Source organism: Enterococcus sp. 1001283B150225_161107_E12 (genome assembly GCF_015556925.1).
Lineage (GTDB): Bacteria > Bacillota > Bacilli > Lactobacillales > Enterococcaceae > Enterococcus_B > Enterococcus_B mundtii.
In genome coordinates this window covers 14,888-32,601 of record NZ_JADNNI010000004.1, presented here as the reverse complement: position 1 = coordinate 32,601, position 17,714 = coordinate 14,888, and the positions used below count along the sequence as shown (strand labels likewise).

Annotated in this window: 12 protein-coding genes, 3 pseudogenes and 1 other annotated feature (1 of these 16 cut by a window edge); of the genes and pseudogenes, 3 read left to right on the top strand and 12 right to left on the bottom strand. The window is 39.9% G+C overall.

Going from position 1 to position 17,714, the window contains the following annotated elements; translation table 11 throughout:
* Window positions 1–3: 3 nt before the first annotated feature.
* Window positions 4–738: a glycerophosphodiester phosphodiesterase gene (locus I2F89_RS04495; RefSeq protein ID WP_086334404.1), complete on the bottom strand. Its 735-nt coding sequence runs from the start codon at window positions 736–738 to the stop codon at window positions 4–6.
* Window positions 739–872: 134 nt separating this feature from the next.
* On the bottom strand, window positions 873–1,337 hold the full coding sequence (locus I2F89_RS04490; RefSeq protein ID WP_371740687.1) for a hypothetical protein: 465 nt from the start codon (window positions 1,335–1,337) through the stop codon (window positions 873–875).
* A gap of 243 nt (window positions 1,338–1,580) precedes the next feature.
* On the opposite strand from I2F89_RS04490, the gene clpP reads away from it, so the two are divergent.
* Window positions 1,581–2,174, top strand: coding sequence for an ATP-dependent Clp endopeptidase proteolytic subunit ClpP (gene clpP / locus I2F89_RS04485; protein ID WP_010736070.1), 594 nt, complete (start codon window positions 1,581–1,583; stop codon window positions 2,172–2,174).
* An 82-nt stretch (window positions 2,175–2,256) separates the two neighbouring features.
* Here clpP and I2F89_RS04480 read toward each other — a convergent pair whose 3' ends face one another.
* From I2F89_RS04480 to efrA, 3 genes are all read right to left on the bottom strand, one after another.
* Complete coding sequence (locus tag I2F89_RS04480) at window positions 2,257–2,745, bottom strand: gamma carbonic anhydrase family protein (RefSeq protein WP_062805556.1); 489 nt, start codon at window positions 2,743–2,745, stop codon at window positions 2,257–2,259.
* A gap of 72 nt (window positions 2,746–2,817) precedes the next feature.
* Window positions 2,818–4,578 carry a multidrug efflux ABC transporter subunit EfrB gene (gene efrB / locus I2F89_RS04475; RefSeq protein WP_074800099.1) on the bottom strand — a complete coding sequence of 587 codons (1,761 nt, stop codon included), beginning with the start codon at window positions 4,576–4,578 and terminating at the stop codon, window positions 2,818–2,820.
* Entirely contained in the window at window positions 4,575–6,305 is a 1,731-nt protein-coding gene (gene efrA / locus I2F89_RS04470; protein WP_115357389.1) for a multidrug efflux ABC transporter subunit EfrA, read from the bottom strand. Before efrA ends, efrB begins: the two co-directional genes overlap by 4 nt.
* Before the next feature lie 384 nt (window positions 6,306–6,689).
* Here efrA and I2F89_RS04465 point away from each other — a divergent pair, with 384 nt between their 5' ends.
* Both I2F89_RS04465 and rnjA read left to right on the top strand, forming a co-directional pair.
* Window positions 6,690–6,902, top strand: coding sequence for a DNA-directed RNA polymerase subunit epsilon (locus tag I2F89_RS04465; RefSeq protein WP_010736074.1), 213 nt, complete (start codon window positions 6,690–6,692; stop codon window positions 6,900–6,902).
* Between the two features lies 1 nt (window position 6,903).
* Entirely contained in the window at window positions 6,904–8,583 is a 1,680-nt protein-coding gene (rnjA, locus tag I2F89_RS04460) for a ribonuclease J1 (RefSeq protein WP_010736075.1), read from the top strand.
* 331 nt (window positions 8,584–8,914) lie between these two features.
* Here rnjA and I2F89_RS04455 read toward each other — a convergent pair whose 3' ends face one another.
* The 7 genes and pseudogenes from I2F89_RS04455 to I2F89_RS04425 form a co-directional block, all read right to left on the bottom strand.
* Window positions 8,915–9,115, bottom strand: coding sequence for a cold-shock protein (locus I2F89_RS04455; RefSeq protein ID WP_010736076.1), 201 nt, complete (start codon window positions 9,113–9,115; stop codon window positions 8,915–8,917).
* Between the two features lie 149 nt (window positions 9,116–9,264).
* A pseudogene (locus I2F89_RS04450) lies at window positions 9,265–9,420 on the bottom strand (JAB domain-containing protein); the annotation flags it as partial.
* Window positions 9,421–9,525: 105 nt separating this feature from the next.
* Window positions 9,526–11,445, bottom strand: a pseudogene (gene ltrA / locus I2F89_RS04445) (group II intron reverse transcriptase/maturase).
* Window positions 11,446–12,199: 754 nt separating this feature from the next.
* Window positions 12,200–12,733: pseudogene (radC, locus tag I2F89_RS04440) on the bottom strand (RadC family protein); the annotation flags it as partial.
* Between the two features lie 63 nt (window positions 12,734–12,796).
* Window positions 12,797–13,450 carry an HAD family hydrolase gene (locus tag I2F89_RS04435; RefSeq protein ID WP_071867016.1) on the bottom strand — a complete coding sequence of 218 codons (654 nt, stop codon included), beginning with the start codon at window positions 13,448–13,450 and terminating at the stop codon, window positions 12,797–12,799.
* The gene (locus I2F89_RS04430) at window positions 13,440–14,753 is read right to left on the bottom strand and encodes a bifunctional folylpolyglutamate synthase/dihydrofolate synthase (protein ID WP_071867017.1); all 1,314 of its coding nucleotides are present in this window, start codon (window positions 14,751–14,753) and stop codon (window positions 13,440–13,442) included. The genes I2F89_RS04435 and I2F89_RS04430 overlap by 11 nt, the downstream gene beginning before the upstream one ends.
* A gap of 121 nt (window positions 14,754–14,874) precedes the next feature.
* Window positions 14,875–17,520 (bottom strand): valine--tRNA ligase, encoded by a 2,646-nt coding sequence (locus tag I2F89_RS04425; RefSeq protein WP_071867018.1) that lies wholly within the window; start codon window positions 17,518–17,520, stop codon window positions 14,875–14,877.
* Between the two features lie 47 nt (window positions 17,521–17,567).
* Window positions 17,568–17,714 (bottom strand) — a binding site (T-box leader); it runs 66 nt beyond the window's last position.

Sequence of the window (17,714 nt, the reverse complement as noted above, 5' to 3'; positions counted from 1 at the left end):
CTCCTACTTTTTCATTAATTGTTTAACATACCAAGCACGTTCAGGAAAGTCTGTGATGAGTGCATCCACAGGTTCCTTTAATCCTCTTTCAAGCTCTTCTGTCGTATTGACTGTCCAAAGACGAATACGCTTTGGAAACTCCTGTATTTCCTGAGGATGCGCAAATGCCCAAGTTGCTTTAGGGTGAAGACCTTCAATAAAAGGTAAGGTCTTAGCTAGATCTAATTTTTTCATTGAATCACTCATTAAAAGATCCAATTGTGCCTCTGGTTCGATGACGGATAAACGTTCTAATGAACGAAGGTTGAAACTACAATAAGCATGACGAAACGGCCACTCATTTTTTGTCATAAGTTCAGATACTTGTGCTTCGATCCCTTCATACTCATACTTGTCCGTTTTGATTTCGATCATCAATGTTCCTCGATAATTTTTTTGGAGAAGTAGCGAGAGTACTTCTTTTAGCGCAGGGATTTTCGCTGCTGGGAAATCTTTACTAAACCAACTACCTGCATTCAATTTTTTCAGCTCTTCGAGAGTCTTTTCTCGAACAAGGCCTTTGCCGTTGGTTGTTCGATCAACGGTTTCATCATGGATAACGATTACTTGACCGTCCTTACTAAGATGGACATCTAGCTCGATCCCGTCCGCCCCCACTCTTACTGCTTCAGAAAAGGCGGGCAATGTATTTTCCGGATGGGTTCCTTTACTTCCTCGATGTGCATAAATCTGTACCATAGTCCTCACTCCGATCATCCCTATTTTACCACAGGAACAAAAAAGAAAAAGCTTGGACTCCTTGTAAGTGCCCAAACTTTTACTTTATCAAAATGTTTAGTTTCTCTTATCCTTGAATAAACAATATGTTTTGTTTAGCTCCACACATCATCTTTTGAGAAAAAGCCGATTGGTTGTCTCGTCGTATTTTTCAACTGGGATTTTTTCTCATTGATCATTGCGGTCAAATTATCTGTAAAGTTTTCCAAAATGACACGCCCACCTTTGTAAGCATAGCCGCCGATCTTCATCGTTTCATCCGGTGAAAGAATCACTTTGCGGTGAGCGATATTTTGGAATAATTCATCTAAAATATAATTTGGTAAATAAAAATTATTTTGTGCAGAAAATGATTGCAGATACGCAAAGTCATCGATTGTGATATAACAATCGTCAAAAGCATCAAAGCTGACATATTCTTCCAACAAGCTCGCACGCTTTTGGAGAATCTCATTGATTTTTTTATTTAATTGATTCAATGTTTCGATTTCTTTGACTTTCAGTTCCAATTCGCGTCTACGTTGCTCTTTATTCTCAAGATGACGCATTTGGATCGCCATCCCTAAGTAGACTAAGATCGCTCCTACTAATACACCGATAAAACCTGTGATAGCAATTACCAATTACGGTTCCTCCTTCTTATTGATTTCTTTTTTATCATAACATAAACTCACTTTATGAGACTAGCTCTCGGAAAGTTTTTTCATTTGACCTTTATTGACCAAAAATGTATACTACTTTGTAGGTAATCAAAATCAATTTATGTTACACTATTTCTAAACAAATCAAGGAGGAACCTTATTATGAATTTAATTCCTACAGTTATTGAACAATCCTCACGTGGGGAAAGAGCCTACGATATTTACTCACGTTTACTGAAAGACCGCATCATCATGTTGAGTGGACAAGTAACAGATGATTTAGCAAACTCAATCATCGCACAATTACTATTTCTAGATGCACAAGATTCTGAAAAAGACATTTACATCTATATCAACTCACCTGGTGGTTCTGTGACTGCTGGAATGGCCATCTATGACACAATGAATTTTGTCAAAGCAGATGTCCAAACAATCGTTATGGGGATGGCTGCTTCAATGGGAAGTTTCTTATTGACTGCCGGAACAAAAGGGAAACGATTTGCTTTACCAAATGCTGAAATCATGATCCACCAACCACTTGGTGGCGCACAAGGACAAGCAACAGAAATTGAAATCGCTGCGCGTCATATCTTACAAACCCGCGAACGTTTGAATAAAATCTTAGCGGAACGTACTGGTCAACCAATCGAAGTGATTGAAAAAGACACAGATCGTGACAACTATATGACTGCTGAACAAGCCAAAGCATATGGCTTGATCGATGAAGTCATGGAAAACAGTGCTTCATTAAGCTAATCAACCTATCAAGATCAAAAAAGAAGGCCTTCATCCTTGGATGACAGACCTTCTTTTTTTGCTGTAAAAACATGTGTTAAAACTATTGTTGCCATTCTTTGAAGAATCCTTCTGCATGTTTTTGTCCCATTTCGATATAATGCGTGATATTCTGTTTATTTTTTTGGATTTCTTCTTCTGTTAACGGACGGATTACCTTGGCTGGTCGACCAAAAGCTAAAACATTCGGTGGGATGATTTTTCCTTCTGTCACAAGTGAGCCTGCTCCGATCAAACTATTCTCCCCAATGACTGCATGGTTCAAAACAGTCGCTCCCATGCCGATCAATGCGCCTTTTTCAATTTTACAGCCATGAAGCATACATTGATGTCCGACTGTGACATTTTCAGCAATCTCAACTGGGGCATCATGATCGACATGGATGACCGTCCCATCTTGGATATTGGTTCCTTTGCCGATCTTGATCCAATTGCTGTCGCCACGAACCACTGCTTGGTACCAAACCGTGACATCTTCTCCTAATTCTACATCACCGATAACCGTCGCATTATCTGCTATAAACCTTGCCATCTTTTTCCCTCTTTTCATTTATTGAAGAAAAAAGGTCCTAGAAGGCTGTTCGCCTCTAGAAACCTCTTTTCATTATTCCGCTGCTTCAGCAAATTGGCTGTTATAAAGTTTCTCATAGAAACCGCCTTTTGCTAATAAACTTTCATGTGTTCCTTTTTCAATGATTTGGCCTTGATCCATCACTAAGATCAGATCGGCTTCACGGATCGTTGATAGACGGTGAGCGATCACAAAACTCGTTCGTCCTTCCATCACTTTATCCATTGCTTTTTGGATCAACGCTTCAAGTCTCGTATCAACGGAACTAGTCGCCTCATCCAGAATCAATATCTTCGGATCGGAAACAACCGCACGAGCAATCGTCAGCAATTGTTTTTGTCCCAACGAGACATTATCTCCTTCTGAATTGATCTCCATTTCATAACCATCAGGCATCGTTCGGATAAAATGATCGACATTCGCTGTTTTCGCTGCATCAACGATCTCATAATCTGTTGCATCTAATTTACCAAAACGAATGTTGTCGGCAATCGTTCCCTCGTACAACCAAGCATCTTGCAGTACCATCCCAAACATGGAACGAACATCACTTCGACTCATCGCTTTCGTATCAATACCATCAATCTTGATGGCGCCATGCGTCACATCATAAAAACGCATCAATAAGTTGATCAATGTTGTTTTCCCAGCACCCGTTGGTCCGACAACAGCTACCATTTGTCCAGCTTTCACCTCAAAGTTCAAGTCTTGGATCAATGGTTTCTTCGGATCATAAGCAAAATCGACATGTTCAAACGAGACATTTCCATGGATCGTTTCTGGCAAAGGAACATCGGTCTTGTTTTCTTTTTCCTCAGGTTCGTCTAAAATCTCAAACACCCGTTTCGTAGCTGCGGATGCACTTTGCAACACAGAAGATAATTGCGTCACATTACCCATTGGTTGGCTGATTTGCCAAATATATTGGATAAAGGCTTGTAATTGCCCAACCACAATGACTCCAGAAATCACATAAAAGCTTCCTAAAACTGCCATACCGATATACGTAGCGTAGGCAGTTAATTGTACTAACGGCATCATCAATCCAGAAATAAAGGCTGCTCGAAACCCAAAATGTTTCAAGCTATGGTTGACCTTATGAAATCCTTCAAATGTTTCTTTCTCACGACCGTATACTTTTAACACACTGAATCCAGTCATGTTTTCCTGAACATAGCCATTTAATTCACCTAAAGAATTTTGCATTTCTTGGAAATATTTTTGAGAAGCATTGATCACTCGTTTAGAGATCCAAATTGACGCTGGAATCATGATCATTGAAATCAACGCCATGACCGGTTGGATATAAAACATCATCGCTGCTGCCATCGTAATCCCTAAGATTGCATTGACGATACCGATAAAGGCTTGTTGCAAGGCGCCACTAACTGCATCTACATCATTCGTGACACGAGATAAAATATTTCCTTGTTGATTTTTATCGAAATAAGAAACCGGCAAACGATTGATTTTTTCTTCAATATCTCTACGCAAGTCTTTCATGGCACTCTGAACAACATTTGTCATCAATACCCCAGAAAGCAATTGAGAAATACTATAACCTGTACCAACCACCGCGATCCAAATCAAACAGTTGATGATATAAGAAAAATTGATTGCCTCATTATTCACTAGATTTTTGCTGATTTCTGTTGTTGGAAGCCCGACGACATAAGGCAATGCCGCATTGAAAGCCACCGTTAAAAATGTAAATAGTAGCACGAAGATAAACGTCAATCGATAAGGACGGATATAGCGAGCTAAACGTTTAAAAGAAGCGAAGGTTTTTTTCATGCTAGTTCCTCCTTCGATAATTGAGAAGCGGCAATGTCGTAATAAATCGGACAATTTTCTAGTAGTTCACGATGTGTGCCCATGCCTACTACTTCTCCTTCATTCAATACGATGATCTTATCGGCGTGCATGATCGTACCCACACGTTGGGCAACAATCAATACGGTTGATTCAGTTGTTTCTTTTTTCAATCTTGCACGAAGTTTTGCATCCGTTTGATAATCAAGTGCTGAAAAACTATCATCGAAAATATAGATTTCTGGTCGACGGATGATTGCCCGAGCAATGGCTAACCGTTGCTTCTGCCCACCTGAGAAGTTTGCGCCACCTTCAGAAAGATGTTCATCATAACCGTCCGCTTTTTTAGAAATAAAATCAGTCGCCTGCGCAATATCAGCCGCACGTTCCATTTCCTCTTGCGTTGCATCTTCTTTTCCGTATCTCAAGTTTTCAGCGATCGTCCCAGTAAACAATAGTGCTTTCTGTGGAATAAACCCGATTTTTTGTCTTAGTTTACTCAACTTGTACTTACGCACATCTACACCGTCAATCAGGATCTCACCATGAGTAACATCATAAAAACGTGGAATCAATTGGATCAATGTAGACTTCCCGCTACCTGTACTACCAATAAATGCCACTGTTTCACCAGGTGAAGCAGTAAAGCTGACGTTGCGAATCACTGGTTCTTGCGAATGTCCAGGGTAAGCGAAGGTCACATTTTTAAATTCGATGTAGCCTTTCGTTTTTGTTTCTGATATGCCATTTGGATCTTCAACAATAGCAGGAGTAGCATTTAAAGCTTCTTGGATACGACTAGCAGAGACTGCTGCTCGCGGATACATCATAAACACACTCGCAAACAACATAAATGAAAACAACGCGTGGAAAATATACTCAATAAAAGCAATTAGATTCCCTACTTGCAACTGTCCATCTGCAATTTGTAGCGTACCGCTCCAAATAATCAAAATCATCACGATATTGAATAAGAAGAAAAAGCCAGGTTGAGCAACCGCCATCAAGCGAAAGAGGCTTTTAGAACTTGAAGCATAGTTCTCGTTGACTTTTTCAAATCTTTTTTCTTCGAATTTTTCATTTACAAACGCGCGGATAACGCGTAGACCTGATAGGTTTTCACGTAAGATACTATTGATCCTGTCTAAATTCTTTTGTTGGATTTTTGATAAAGGTTCAGAAAACTTAGCAATCCCAACAACAGCCAATAATAAGAATGGCAATGCACCAATTACATATAAACCAAGAGATGGACTTGTTCGCATAACCATATACAAACTAACAACAAACATCATCGGTGCCATAAAACCGATTCTTAAAATATTTTGTAGAAACAACATGATTTGATACGCATCATTGGTCGTACGAGTGATCAATGATGATACGCCTAGTGTTTCATACTCTTGATGTGAATACGTTTGGATATGTTTGAACAGATCATCACGAATGTCTGCAACGATATTCGTCGTGATCCTTGACCCAAAATAACCTAAAAATATATTCATTATGATCCCGATCACAGTGATCCCGATCATCAATAGTCCTTGTTGTTTCACATAGTCAAAATCATCGTTGAGGATTCCAACATCGATCATGCGTGCTAAAATAGTTGGTAGACCTAGTTCGATCAGAATAAAGCCGAACACACAAATAAAATTCAACACCAAATATTTTTTGTAGCGCATGGTGTAATGCCACATTAACTTCACTTTATCATCTCCTTTAAATATTCTATCTTGCCATTACTTTCAATAGTAGCACAATCTACTACTTTATAGAACACTACATTTTTTAAAAAGAAATTTTTCTGAAAAATATTTTCTCTTCGTACGTTTTTTCATTTTACAGTGACCGTTTTCTATACTTATCTCTTGATTTATGCTAGAATAGCAATTAACTATTGTATGTTTCATACAGAGGATCCGAGTAAAAAATATTCCAATTGGATAAGCAAATGCGAGGCTTGTCTCTTTAAGGAGAATCAAGTATTTTTCTTAAAGTATAAAAAAACATAGGTGGCTTGTCCCCTCGTTTTGTGTTGTCCAAAAAATACGCTAAATTACTGCTTTAAGCAGATAAAGGAGACATAAACCATGATTTACAAAGTTTATTATCAAGAGTCAAAAATCCGTAACCCAAAACGTGAAGAAACACAATCGCTATACATCGAAGCAAACAGCGATGTTGAAGCACGCCAACGAGTGGAAGAAAATACCCCATACAATATCGAATTCGTACAACTTCTAGAAGGTAACCATCTAGAATACGAAAAAGAAAACCCAGCATTCACATTAGTGGAGTTTTAAGATGAAACTTTCCATCAAAAATAATGAGACAGGCGTCTTTGCGATTGGTGGATTAGGTGAAATCGGGAAAAATACGTATGGGGTACAATTCCAAGATGAAATCATTATCATCGACGCTGGAATCAAGTTTCCAGAAGATGAACTGCTTGGCATTGACTACGTCATTCCTGATTACAACTATATCGTACAAAACATACACAAAATCAAAGCTTTAGTGATCACTCATGGACACGAAGACCATATTGGTGGGATACCTTACTTATTAAAGCAAGCAAATATCCCGATCTACGCTGGCCCTCTAGCTTTAGCTTTGATCACAAATAAACTGGACGAACATGGCTTACTTCGTGACGCTGTGCTAAATGAAATCAATGAAGACACTGTGATCCGTTTCAGAAAAACATCCGTCAGCTTTTTCCGAACGACCCATAGTATTCCGGATGCTTTAGGTGTGGTTGTCAAAACACCTTCTGGTAACATCGTGGCTACTGGAGATTTCAAGTTCGATTTTACACCTGTAGGAGAACCAGCAAATTTGCATAAAATGGCTCGTATCGGAGAAGAAGGCGTTCTTTGCCTCCTTTCAGATAGTACCAATGCAGAGATTCCAACGTTTACGAAATCAGAAAAAACGATTGGCCTTTCTATTTTGAAAATATTTGAGAAAATCGAAGGTCGGATCATTTTTGCCAGCTTTGCTTCCAATATCTTCCGTCTACAACAAGCAGCGGAAGCCGCTGTAGCAACGGGTAGAAAAATTGCTGTTTTCGGGCGTAGTATGGAAAATGCGATCGTCAACGGACAACGTCTCGGCTACATCAAAGTGCCTGACGGTACCTTTGTCGATGCGCATGAAATCAATCGTTTGCCTGCAAATGAAACAATGATCCTATGTACAGGTTCGCAAGGTGAACCAATGGCTGCATTGAGCCGCATTGCGAATGGTACCCATCGTCAAATCCAAATCCAACCAGATGATACGGTGATTTTTTCTAGCTCACCGATCCCAGGTAATACAACAAGTGTGAACCACTTGATCAACTTATTGTCTGAAGCTGGTGCTGAAGTAATTCATGGAAAAATCAATAATATCCACACATCTGGTCATGGTGGTCAAGAAGAACAAAAATTGATGCTTCGTTTGATGAAGCCAAAATATTTTGTACCGGTGCATGGTGAGTTTCGGATGTTGAAGATCCATGCCTCTCTTGCACAAGACACAGGTGTACCAGCTGAGAATTGTTTTATCATGGAAAACGGTGATGTATTAGCATTGACAAGTGATTCTGCTCGTTTAGCTGGAAAATTCGTCGCTGGCGATGTGTATATCGATGGCAGTGGAATCGGTGATATCGGTAATGTTGTTTTACGAGATCGTCATTTACTTTCAGAAGAAGGACTCGTTCTTGCAGTGACAACTGTCGATATCAAGAAAAAAGAAATTCTAGCTGGACCAGATATCCTTTCTCGTGGCTTCGTCTATATGCGTGAATCAGGGGATATGATCAATGAAGCGCAACGTATTTTGTTCCACGCATTGCGTGATGTGCTAAATGCCCCCGACTGTTCGGAGCACAAATTAAAAGAAGCGATGGTCGGTGCATTACAACCTTACTTGTTCGATCGTACAGAAAGACATCCAATGATCATCCCTATGGTGATGACACCGGATCAAAACTAACTTAAAACCGAGGTCGGGCCAGAAGTGTTCAGCCTCGATAAATAAGGCGCCAGCCACGAAATTTGTTCTTCAAATTTTTGTAGCTGGCGCCTTGTTTATCGAAGCGGTTCTTCTGTTCCCGCCGTTTATTCGGTTTTAGGTGGTGAGAACTAATGTCCTACTCCCAGATTTTTATAGAAAAAAAAGCGAGACCCACAAAAATGTGAAAGAACAATTTTTGTGGGTCTCATCTTATTTTTCGAGGGAAACACGTTGGTTTCAACCTCTGTCATCAATTATTTGGTTCGCTCCATGACGAAGCAAGCCTCATAACAGTATATTTTCGTATAGATTACGCTTTTTCAACGTTTGTAGCTTGTGGGCCACGATCTGAATCTTCTACGTCAAAAGTAACTGCTTGACCTTCTTCTAATGTTTTGAATCCGTCACCTTGGATTGCTGAAAAATGTACGAATACGTCGCTTCCATCTTCACGTGAGATAAAACCAAATCCTTTTTCAGCGTTGAACCATTTAACTGTTCCGTTTTCCATTAATAATACCCTCCTCGTGCCAAAGCACTTATTTGATTGTAACATTGCTCGTGTACGATAGAGGTGCAACAGATGTTTCAACTTCTATTCCCAAACAAAATTACATTATAATTGTACACTTGGTTGTTTTTTTTTGCAAGAAAGCTACATCATTCTTTTTCCATTAATCCTTCTTCACGCAAACTAAAGTATTGTTTGCTGCCAATAATCAGATGGTCAAGAACTTCGATCCCCATCATCTCTCCACATTCCTGAATGCGTCGTGTCAATCGCATGTCTTGCTTGGACGGAAGAACGTTGCCGCTGGATAGCGATAGGTAAACCTTTGATGTTATCGCCAGTTTTTCCCCCACTTCACACCGTGCGTACGACTTTCACCGTACACGGCGTTCCCCCGTTAGTTCATTACTTCATGTTTGTCTCAGTCCGGTTTTAAATTGATTACTGAATGAAATTTTTGTGTTTCCTACTGCTACTCGCAATTTATTGACTTTCTCTAATTCCGAATCCGACAAGTTAAGGTCTTGCAAATAAGATAGAAGTGTGTCTTCACGTGTTGCGTGAATCAATCGATGAATGGTATCGCTAATCAAAACGAGATTAGAGTATCGGTCATCTTTTGATTTGATCCATGGGATTTTATGGTGACAGTGCAATTGTGTGACATCCAACTCTTCGCCTGTAACCGCACATTTTCCTTGTTGGGTCACAAATAGAGAAATACGATTATCGTTAAACTCAATTGTTGCTCGTTCGCCAATCACTGGATGGCTTCTAAGCCATTGAAGTGCTTGCACTGAAACTACTTGAAGCTTTTTATGAATCAGTTTTCTACCTTCTTCTGTATACTTACACACACCGTTGTGCTTCATTAAAGCCGTTCTCGTCTTTATAAAACCAATCGGTATAATCGGTATATCGTTAATATACCTTGTCATTTTCGATTTTAGATACGGTCGAATACCTTTATCACGAGTTTTATATTTTGATGTCTTCTTTATTCCCAAATATTTAAATCTGTGCTTCTCAACTTGGGTTAATTGATACTGGATCGGCATCAAATCGGCATTGACTTGTGTTGCGATTTGATAATAATTGTGAATCCCGATAACCATACTATTGTAAATGTTTAGGTGACGGGTAACATCATTGCCGTTTGGTGCTTTTTGTATCAATTTTATCTGATCTTTGAGCTGTTTCTTGATCCTCTTTTTGGCTTTATCACAAATATGGGATTGGCAAACATAATTCTTACGTCCCATTCTGTCGTATCCTTTACGTTCCATTTTCAATTCAAATCCAAGAAACTCACTACTTTTCTTTTTCAGATTTGTAATCTTTGATTTTTCTGGAGAGATAGGTAGTTTTAACCGTTCTTCCAACCACATTTTGCTTGCTGTAAAAATCTTTTCAGCATTTGCTCTTGTAGTTGTAAAGATTTTAAAGTCATCTGCGTAACGGACTATATACATTTCTTTTAGTGTTGACGTTTTTCTCAACCGTTTATATCTATGTTGGTGATTCCATCTTTCAGCCTTTTCGTTGTAATAGTCATTAATGTTTTCACAATTGAAACTTTCCCATTGTTTCGCGATCCACCAATCAAATTCATTCAAATTGATGTTTGCCAACAACGGGGAAAGAATCCCGCCTTGTGGTGTCCCTTTCGTTGGATAGATCGTTTCTCCATTAGGCATTTGGATAGGTGCTTTTAACATTTTACGCAAAATCACGAGTAGTTGTTTGTCTTGTATTCCCAACGTCCATATCTGTCGCAATAATTTTGTATGATCGACTTCATCGAAGAATCCTTTGATGTCTACATCGACTACCTATTGCATTTTTGCTCGATTAATTCGCCCCGCCGCTGTAGAAACAGCGTTTTCTGCTGAACGGTTTGGTCGAAAGCCAAAGCTGTGTTTATAAAACTTTGGTTCACAGATTGGTTCAAGGACTTGTAGGATACATTGTTGTGCGACTCTATCCCACATTGATGGGATTCCTAGTGGTCTGGTTTTCCCATTCGGCTTGGGAATCTCTACTCGTTTTACTTTTCGAGGATTGTAATGAGTGAAACGTTTCCTGACTTTGTTGACAAACTCCTCTGTATCCAGCTTCTCGATATCGTAGATAGTCACCTTATCTATTCCAGGTGTCGCACTACCATTATTACGTTTGATATTTCGATAGGCTAGAAGAATATTATCTGTTGAGGTGATGATCGTCATCAAGTTTTTAAATTTTTCGCCCTTATTACTTCGCTCATAGATTGAATCGAAGACTTCGGTCATACCATAATATTCCGCATGGCGTAACCGTGTGTTTTTCATTCTAGGGATCTTCTTAAAACTTTCTTTCAAGGTCTATCACGCTCCTTATAGGTACGTGACCTTTTGAGTCATACCAGAATCCTTTGCTATGACTGAGTTGAAGTATATCAAACTAACGGCTAGAGGCTGTTGCTCCATCTCCATTACAGAAATTTCTTCGCTCGTGCCTCCACTCTCACTGCCACAAATTTAAGTTTCCTCTTTATGATTCCCCTTAAAATCGCTTCATTGAGTATACTCTCTCCACGATGACAGCTTTCCACGTTCCCTTTGCTTTATCTTATGTCTTGACTTAGGTGCCAACTCTTACCCAATGTTCTCTCCACAGCCTGTAACTGTGCATGGAGCTTTCGGAACCACCATAGGTACTCGCCCACGGAACATAACTAACCTACTGTTAGCCTTACCCATTTCTAGGTATTCGCCACTTATGGATATTTCATTCGCTGGTTCGTCAGTGTTTCACCACATTCTCACCTTATCAAGTTTAACGACTCCCGACCTATCAGATACACCCTCTACCGCTAGAGAGATTTCGTTGCAGTTCACTATTTTAATCAACAGACGGTATCTTTCAGCCGACTTCACCGAGATTCACACCTCATTCCCAATATATGAAATGACGCATGTCGGAGTATCAGAGTAAGCGCTTCAGGACGTTACTCCTTCATTTCACCTATCAAGCAAAGAGTTCACGACTCTCTTATTTCTGAGAGGACGTGCGTAATCTTTTCAATTACGAACGTGTCTCACGATGATTATGAGCAAGTACAAGCCGTGCTGCTGAATAGCGGACTGCGTAATGGAACACTTCACGTGGATGTGCGATTGTCTGATCCAATGACCCGATGAACAAGGTTTTCTTTAGTAAGATTTGATTTTTGGTATCGAGATAGATGCAAACTAAATGTTCTTGTTTTTGATCTTTTAGTTCTAGGATCAATTCTTTTGCCAATTCATAACTCGCATGGACAGTCGTCGTTTGACGCAACTGATCGACTTGTATCCGTCGACCCAGCTCGATCAATGCTTTGATCTCTAAGGCTTTGACCCGACCAATCCCACGAACCGCTTCTAATTCTGCTAGTGTTGCTTGTCTCAAGAGCGCTAAACCACCAAATTTCTTCAATAACGTACCCGCAACTTCTAATACATTATACGGATGCTGACCAGTCCGAAGCAAAATGGCTAAAAGCTCTTGATCTGATAACGCATCCTCTCCATAAGTCTCCATCCTCTCCCTTGGTAGAGACGTAGCGGGTACTGTTTGAAGCAAATTTTTTTCCATAAAAAACCTCCTTTCCCGTGCGCTCAAAATAAGATACGGAAAAGGAGGATATTTATTTTATTTTTATTTGATCAATGCCGGAACTTCGTGAAGTGAAGAAACAATCGCTGTTGTCTTAGCGGCTAATTCATCAGAAGGTGCTAGTAAATCTGGCACCATGATTACTGGAATTCCTGCACCATACGCTGCTAATACCCCATTTTGTGAATCTTCTAATATCAATGTCTCCGCTTTTTCAGTACCTAAAAACGCATGGGCATGTAAAAAGATTTCTGGATCTGGTTTTGCACGTTTGACATTTTCAGCTGAGACGATCGTATCAAAACGATGACGTAGATTATTTTTTTCTAGCAACAGTTCAATGACATGTCGCTGATTACTTGATGCGACTACTTTTGGGATATCTTTTTCTTCCAAAAAGTTCAAGAATTCTAAAACACCTGGTTTTAATTCAACTTGACCTGAAGCAAAACGATCAAGCGTTTCTTGATAGGAATCGTCGATAAATTTTTGGACAGTTTCTCGACCAAAGCTTGAAAAAATAGTATGGTAGTTCGCCCAAACTTCTTCATCAGAAACGCCTAAAAATCGCAAGTAAAGCTCTTTGTCATAGGGAAACCCCATCCGATCGGCTACTGTTTGGGATGCCTCATAATAAACGATCTCTGTATCAAATAATAAGCCATCCATATCAAAAATCACTGCATTAACTTTCATTTTTTCCTCCCAACTGTACAAGCAAACGTCGCACTTCCGAAATAAAATAGAGTGAACCTGTCACTACAAGAACATCCTCAGCCGTCATCTTCTCCAAGATCTCTGCAAGCCCAAATTGCCACATTGAAACAATCGTAACTTTCTCATCAGTCGTTGCTTGGATATCCGACAACTCGATTGCTTTAGGATAATCAAAAGTAGTGACGTAGATTGTTGCATCTGGTACTTCTTGTAATTGGTGTAACATTTTATCAACCTCTTTTGTTCGTAAAGCAGAGAACAAAAGATGGACATGATAGCCTTTGAATTCTTGTTTAAGATTTTGGACTAAGCGTGCCATCGCATGGGTATTATGCGCCCCATCTAAAATCACTAAGGGTTCTTCACTTAATCGTTCCATACGACCTGGCCATTGCGCCTTTTTCAAGCCATTGATCACGTCTTTTTCACGGAATGGAAGATTCATCCGTCCACAATAGATTTGATACATTTCAATCGCCATACCCGCATTTTCAACTTGATGTCTCCCGATCATATGGATCGTCAACTTAGGGATTTTGCCAAACTCATTTTGGAATGAAAAAATTTCGCCCCACTCTTCTGCCGGATGTTTGTAACTGACTGTGTAAGCCTCTCCCCATGCGTGTTGTGTAGCATTTTTTAATTTTGCTTGTTTTTCGATCACTGCCAAGGCTTCAGGTACGATATTTCCAGTGACCAGTGGCACATTTTGTTTGATGATCCCTGCTTTTTGAGCAGCGATTTCTTCGATCGTGTCGCCCAAAATATCTGTATGATCCATACCAATCGTTGTGATACCCGTCAACAAAGGTTTCGCTACGTTTGTTGAGTCGAGTAAACCACCCAATCCCACTTCAATGATCGCGACGTCCACTTGTTCTTCCAAGAAATAATCAAATGCCATAGCAGTCAACGTTTCAAATTCGGTAATGCCAGCTACTGCTTCAAATTGATCCATCTGCTCAACTAGCGGTTGATATTTCTTTACTAGTCGAATCAATGATTCATCAGGAATGCCTTGTCCATTGATCGAAATGCGCTCATTGAAGGATTCGATATATGGGGAGGTAAATGTTCCGACTGTCAAGCCGGCTTCTTCTAATAAATATCTTAAATAAGTCACTGTTGAACCTTTGCCATTCGTCCCTGCAATATGGATCGTTTTGACTTTTTCTTCTGGGTGTCCGACTACCTCTAATAAGGCCTCTACTCTGTCTAATCCAGGACGTGAGCCAAATGGTAATCGGCTATGGATCCAATTGATTGCTTCTTCGATTTTCACGTTACTATCCCCCCATTCCTCTTCATTATAACAAAAAAGCTTACGTAGGAAACAATGAAATCCAGAAGAACTCTTTTTACTTAAAAAAGAGAGGCAACTTCCGTCACCTCTCCCTTTCGTTTTATTTGATTGATTTTAATTGCGCAATACGTTCATTGACAGCTGCTTGTTTTTCTAAATAATCTTTTTCTTTTGCACGCTCTGCTTCAACTACATCATCCGGTGCATTCGATACAAAACGCTCATTACTTAATTTTCCTTGTACACGTTTCACTTCGCCTGTCCATTTTGCTAGTTCTTTTTCTAAACGTTGGATTTCTTCTTCAATGTTGATCAGCCCTGCTAAAGGTAAGAAGATTTCTGCGCCAGTCAAGACCGCTGACATTGCTAGATCCGGTGCAGTTACGTCACTTGAGATCGTCAACTCTTCTGGATTACAGAAGCGCTCGATATAGCTAGTGTTTTCATTTAAGAATTGATCGATCTTCGGATCATTTGTTTTGATCAGTAACGTGATTGGTTTTGATAATGGTGTATTCACTTCAGAACGGATATTACGTACAGAACGAATCAATTCTTTCAGTACTTCCATCCCTTTTGAAGCAGCTTCATCATCGTATTCCGGTTGCACGACTGGATAGTCAGCAACTACTAAAGATGTGCCTTTATGAGGGATGTGTTGCCAGATTTCTTCTGTGACAAATGGCATGATCGGATGCAATAAGCGTAAGATCTGATCCAACGTATGGATAAGAATACTACGGTTGGTTTGTTTCGCTACTTCATCCTCACCGTAAAGTGTTTCTTTACTCATCTCGATGTACCAGTCACAGAAATCATCCCAGATAAAGTTATACAATTGGCGACCTGCCTCACCAAATTCAAATTGTTCAAATAAGTCAGTCACTTTAGCGATTGTTTCATTCAAACGTGTCAAAATCCAACGATCGGCTACAGTTTTCTCACCTGAAAGATCAATATCTTCTACGGTCATTCCTTCAACATTCATGATAACGAAACGAGAAGCGTTCCAGATTTTATTGATGAAGTTCCAAGAAGCATCCATTTTTTCGTAACTAAAACGTACGTCTTGTCCTGGTGCTGAACCATTGGATAAGAACCAGCGTAACGCATCAGCACCGTATTTTTCAATGACTTCCATTGGATCGATCCCATTTCCAAGAGATTTACTCATCTTGCGTCCTTGTTCATCACGAATCAATCCATGGATCAGTACATTCTCAAATGGACGACGTTCTGTAAATTCCAAGCTTTGGAAAATCATTCGGCTTACCCAGAAAAAGATGATATCATAACCTGTTACTAATGTACTTGTTGGGAAGTAACGTTGGTAATCTTCATTGTCTTCGTCAGGCCAGCCCATTGTTGAAAAAGGCCATAGCGCTGAACTGAACCAAGTATCCAACACATCGGGATCTTGTAACCAGTTTTCACTGTCTGCTGGTGCTTCCATGCCCACGTACATTTCACCAGTTTCCTTATGATACCACGCAGGGATCTGATGTCCCCACCATAGTTGACGTGAGATTACCCAGTCATGAACATTTTCCATCCAGCGTAAGAAGGTTTGGTTGAAACGTGGTGGGAAAAACTCAACTGCATCATCAGTTTCTTGATTTTGGATCGCCTTTTCAGCTAAAGGTGCCATTTTTACAAACCATTGTGTTGATAAACGAGGTTCAACAACTACCCCTGTACGCTCAGAATGGCCTACATTGTGGATCATCGTTTCGATTTTGATCAGACGCCCAAGTTCTTTTAGATCCGCAACGATCGCTTTACGTGCTGCAAAACGGTCCATTCCTTGATACTTACCTGCTAATTCATTCATCGTGCCATCTTCATTCATGACATTCACTCGTGGGAGGTCATGACGGTTACCGACTTCAAAGTCATTTGGGTCATGTGCGGGCGTGATTTTTACAACCCCTGTTCCAAATTCCATGTCGACATATTCATCTGCTATGATCGGTATTTCTTTATTCACTAGTGGTAAAATGACTTTTTTACCAATCAATGCTTGGTAACGCTCATCTTCTGGATGAACAGCGATCGCCGTATCACCAAGCATCGTTTCTGGACGAGTCGTTGCAATTTCCACCACACCTGAACCATCAGCCAATTCATAGCTCATATGATAAAAGGCACCTTCGATTTCTTTGTGGATCACTTCGATATCAGAAAGAGCTGTGCGTGCTTGTGGGTCCCAATTGATGATGTATTCGCCACGATAGATCAACTCTTTTTCGTATAGGCTAACGAATACTTTACGAACAGCTTCAGACAAGCCATCATCTAAGGTGAAGCGTTCACGGCTATAATCCAAAGATAAACCCATTTTTGCCCATTGTTCACGGATATGACCGGCATATTCTTCTTTCCATTCCCATACTTGATCAATAAATTTTTCGCGACCTAGATCATAACGAGAAACACCTTGCTCACGTAGTTTTTCTTCTACTTTTGCTTGCGTTGCAATCCCTGCATGGTCCATCCCCGGTAACCATAACGTATCATAGCCTTGCATTCTTTTTTGTCGAATCAACATGTCTTGCAATGTTGTATCCCAAGCATGACCTAAATGGAGTTTACCAGTCACATTGGGAGGTGGGATAACGATTGAATATGGTTTTGCTTTTTTGTCGCCACTAGGTTTGAACAAATCTTCGTCTAACCAGTTTTGATAACGCCCCGCTTCAACTTCTTGCGGATTATACTTTGTCGATAGATTCTTTTCTTCCGTCATACTGTCTTCCTCCTTTGAAATAAAAAAAACGCCCTAAATACTTTCGTATTTAGGACGTATAAATTACGCGGTACCACCTAATTTGTAATAGTTGCCTATTACCTCTCAAAGTGAGTTAACGATCACTACTCGTTCATCTCTACTCGATTCAAGACAAAAACTCCCAAGCTACCTTCACTAGCTTTCGCTAAGAA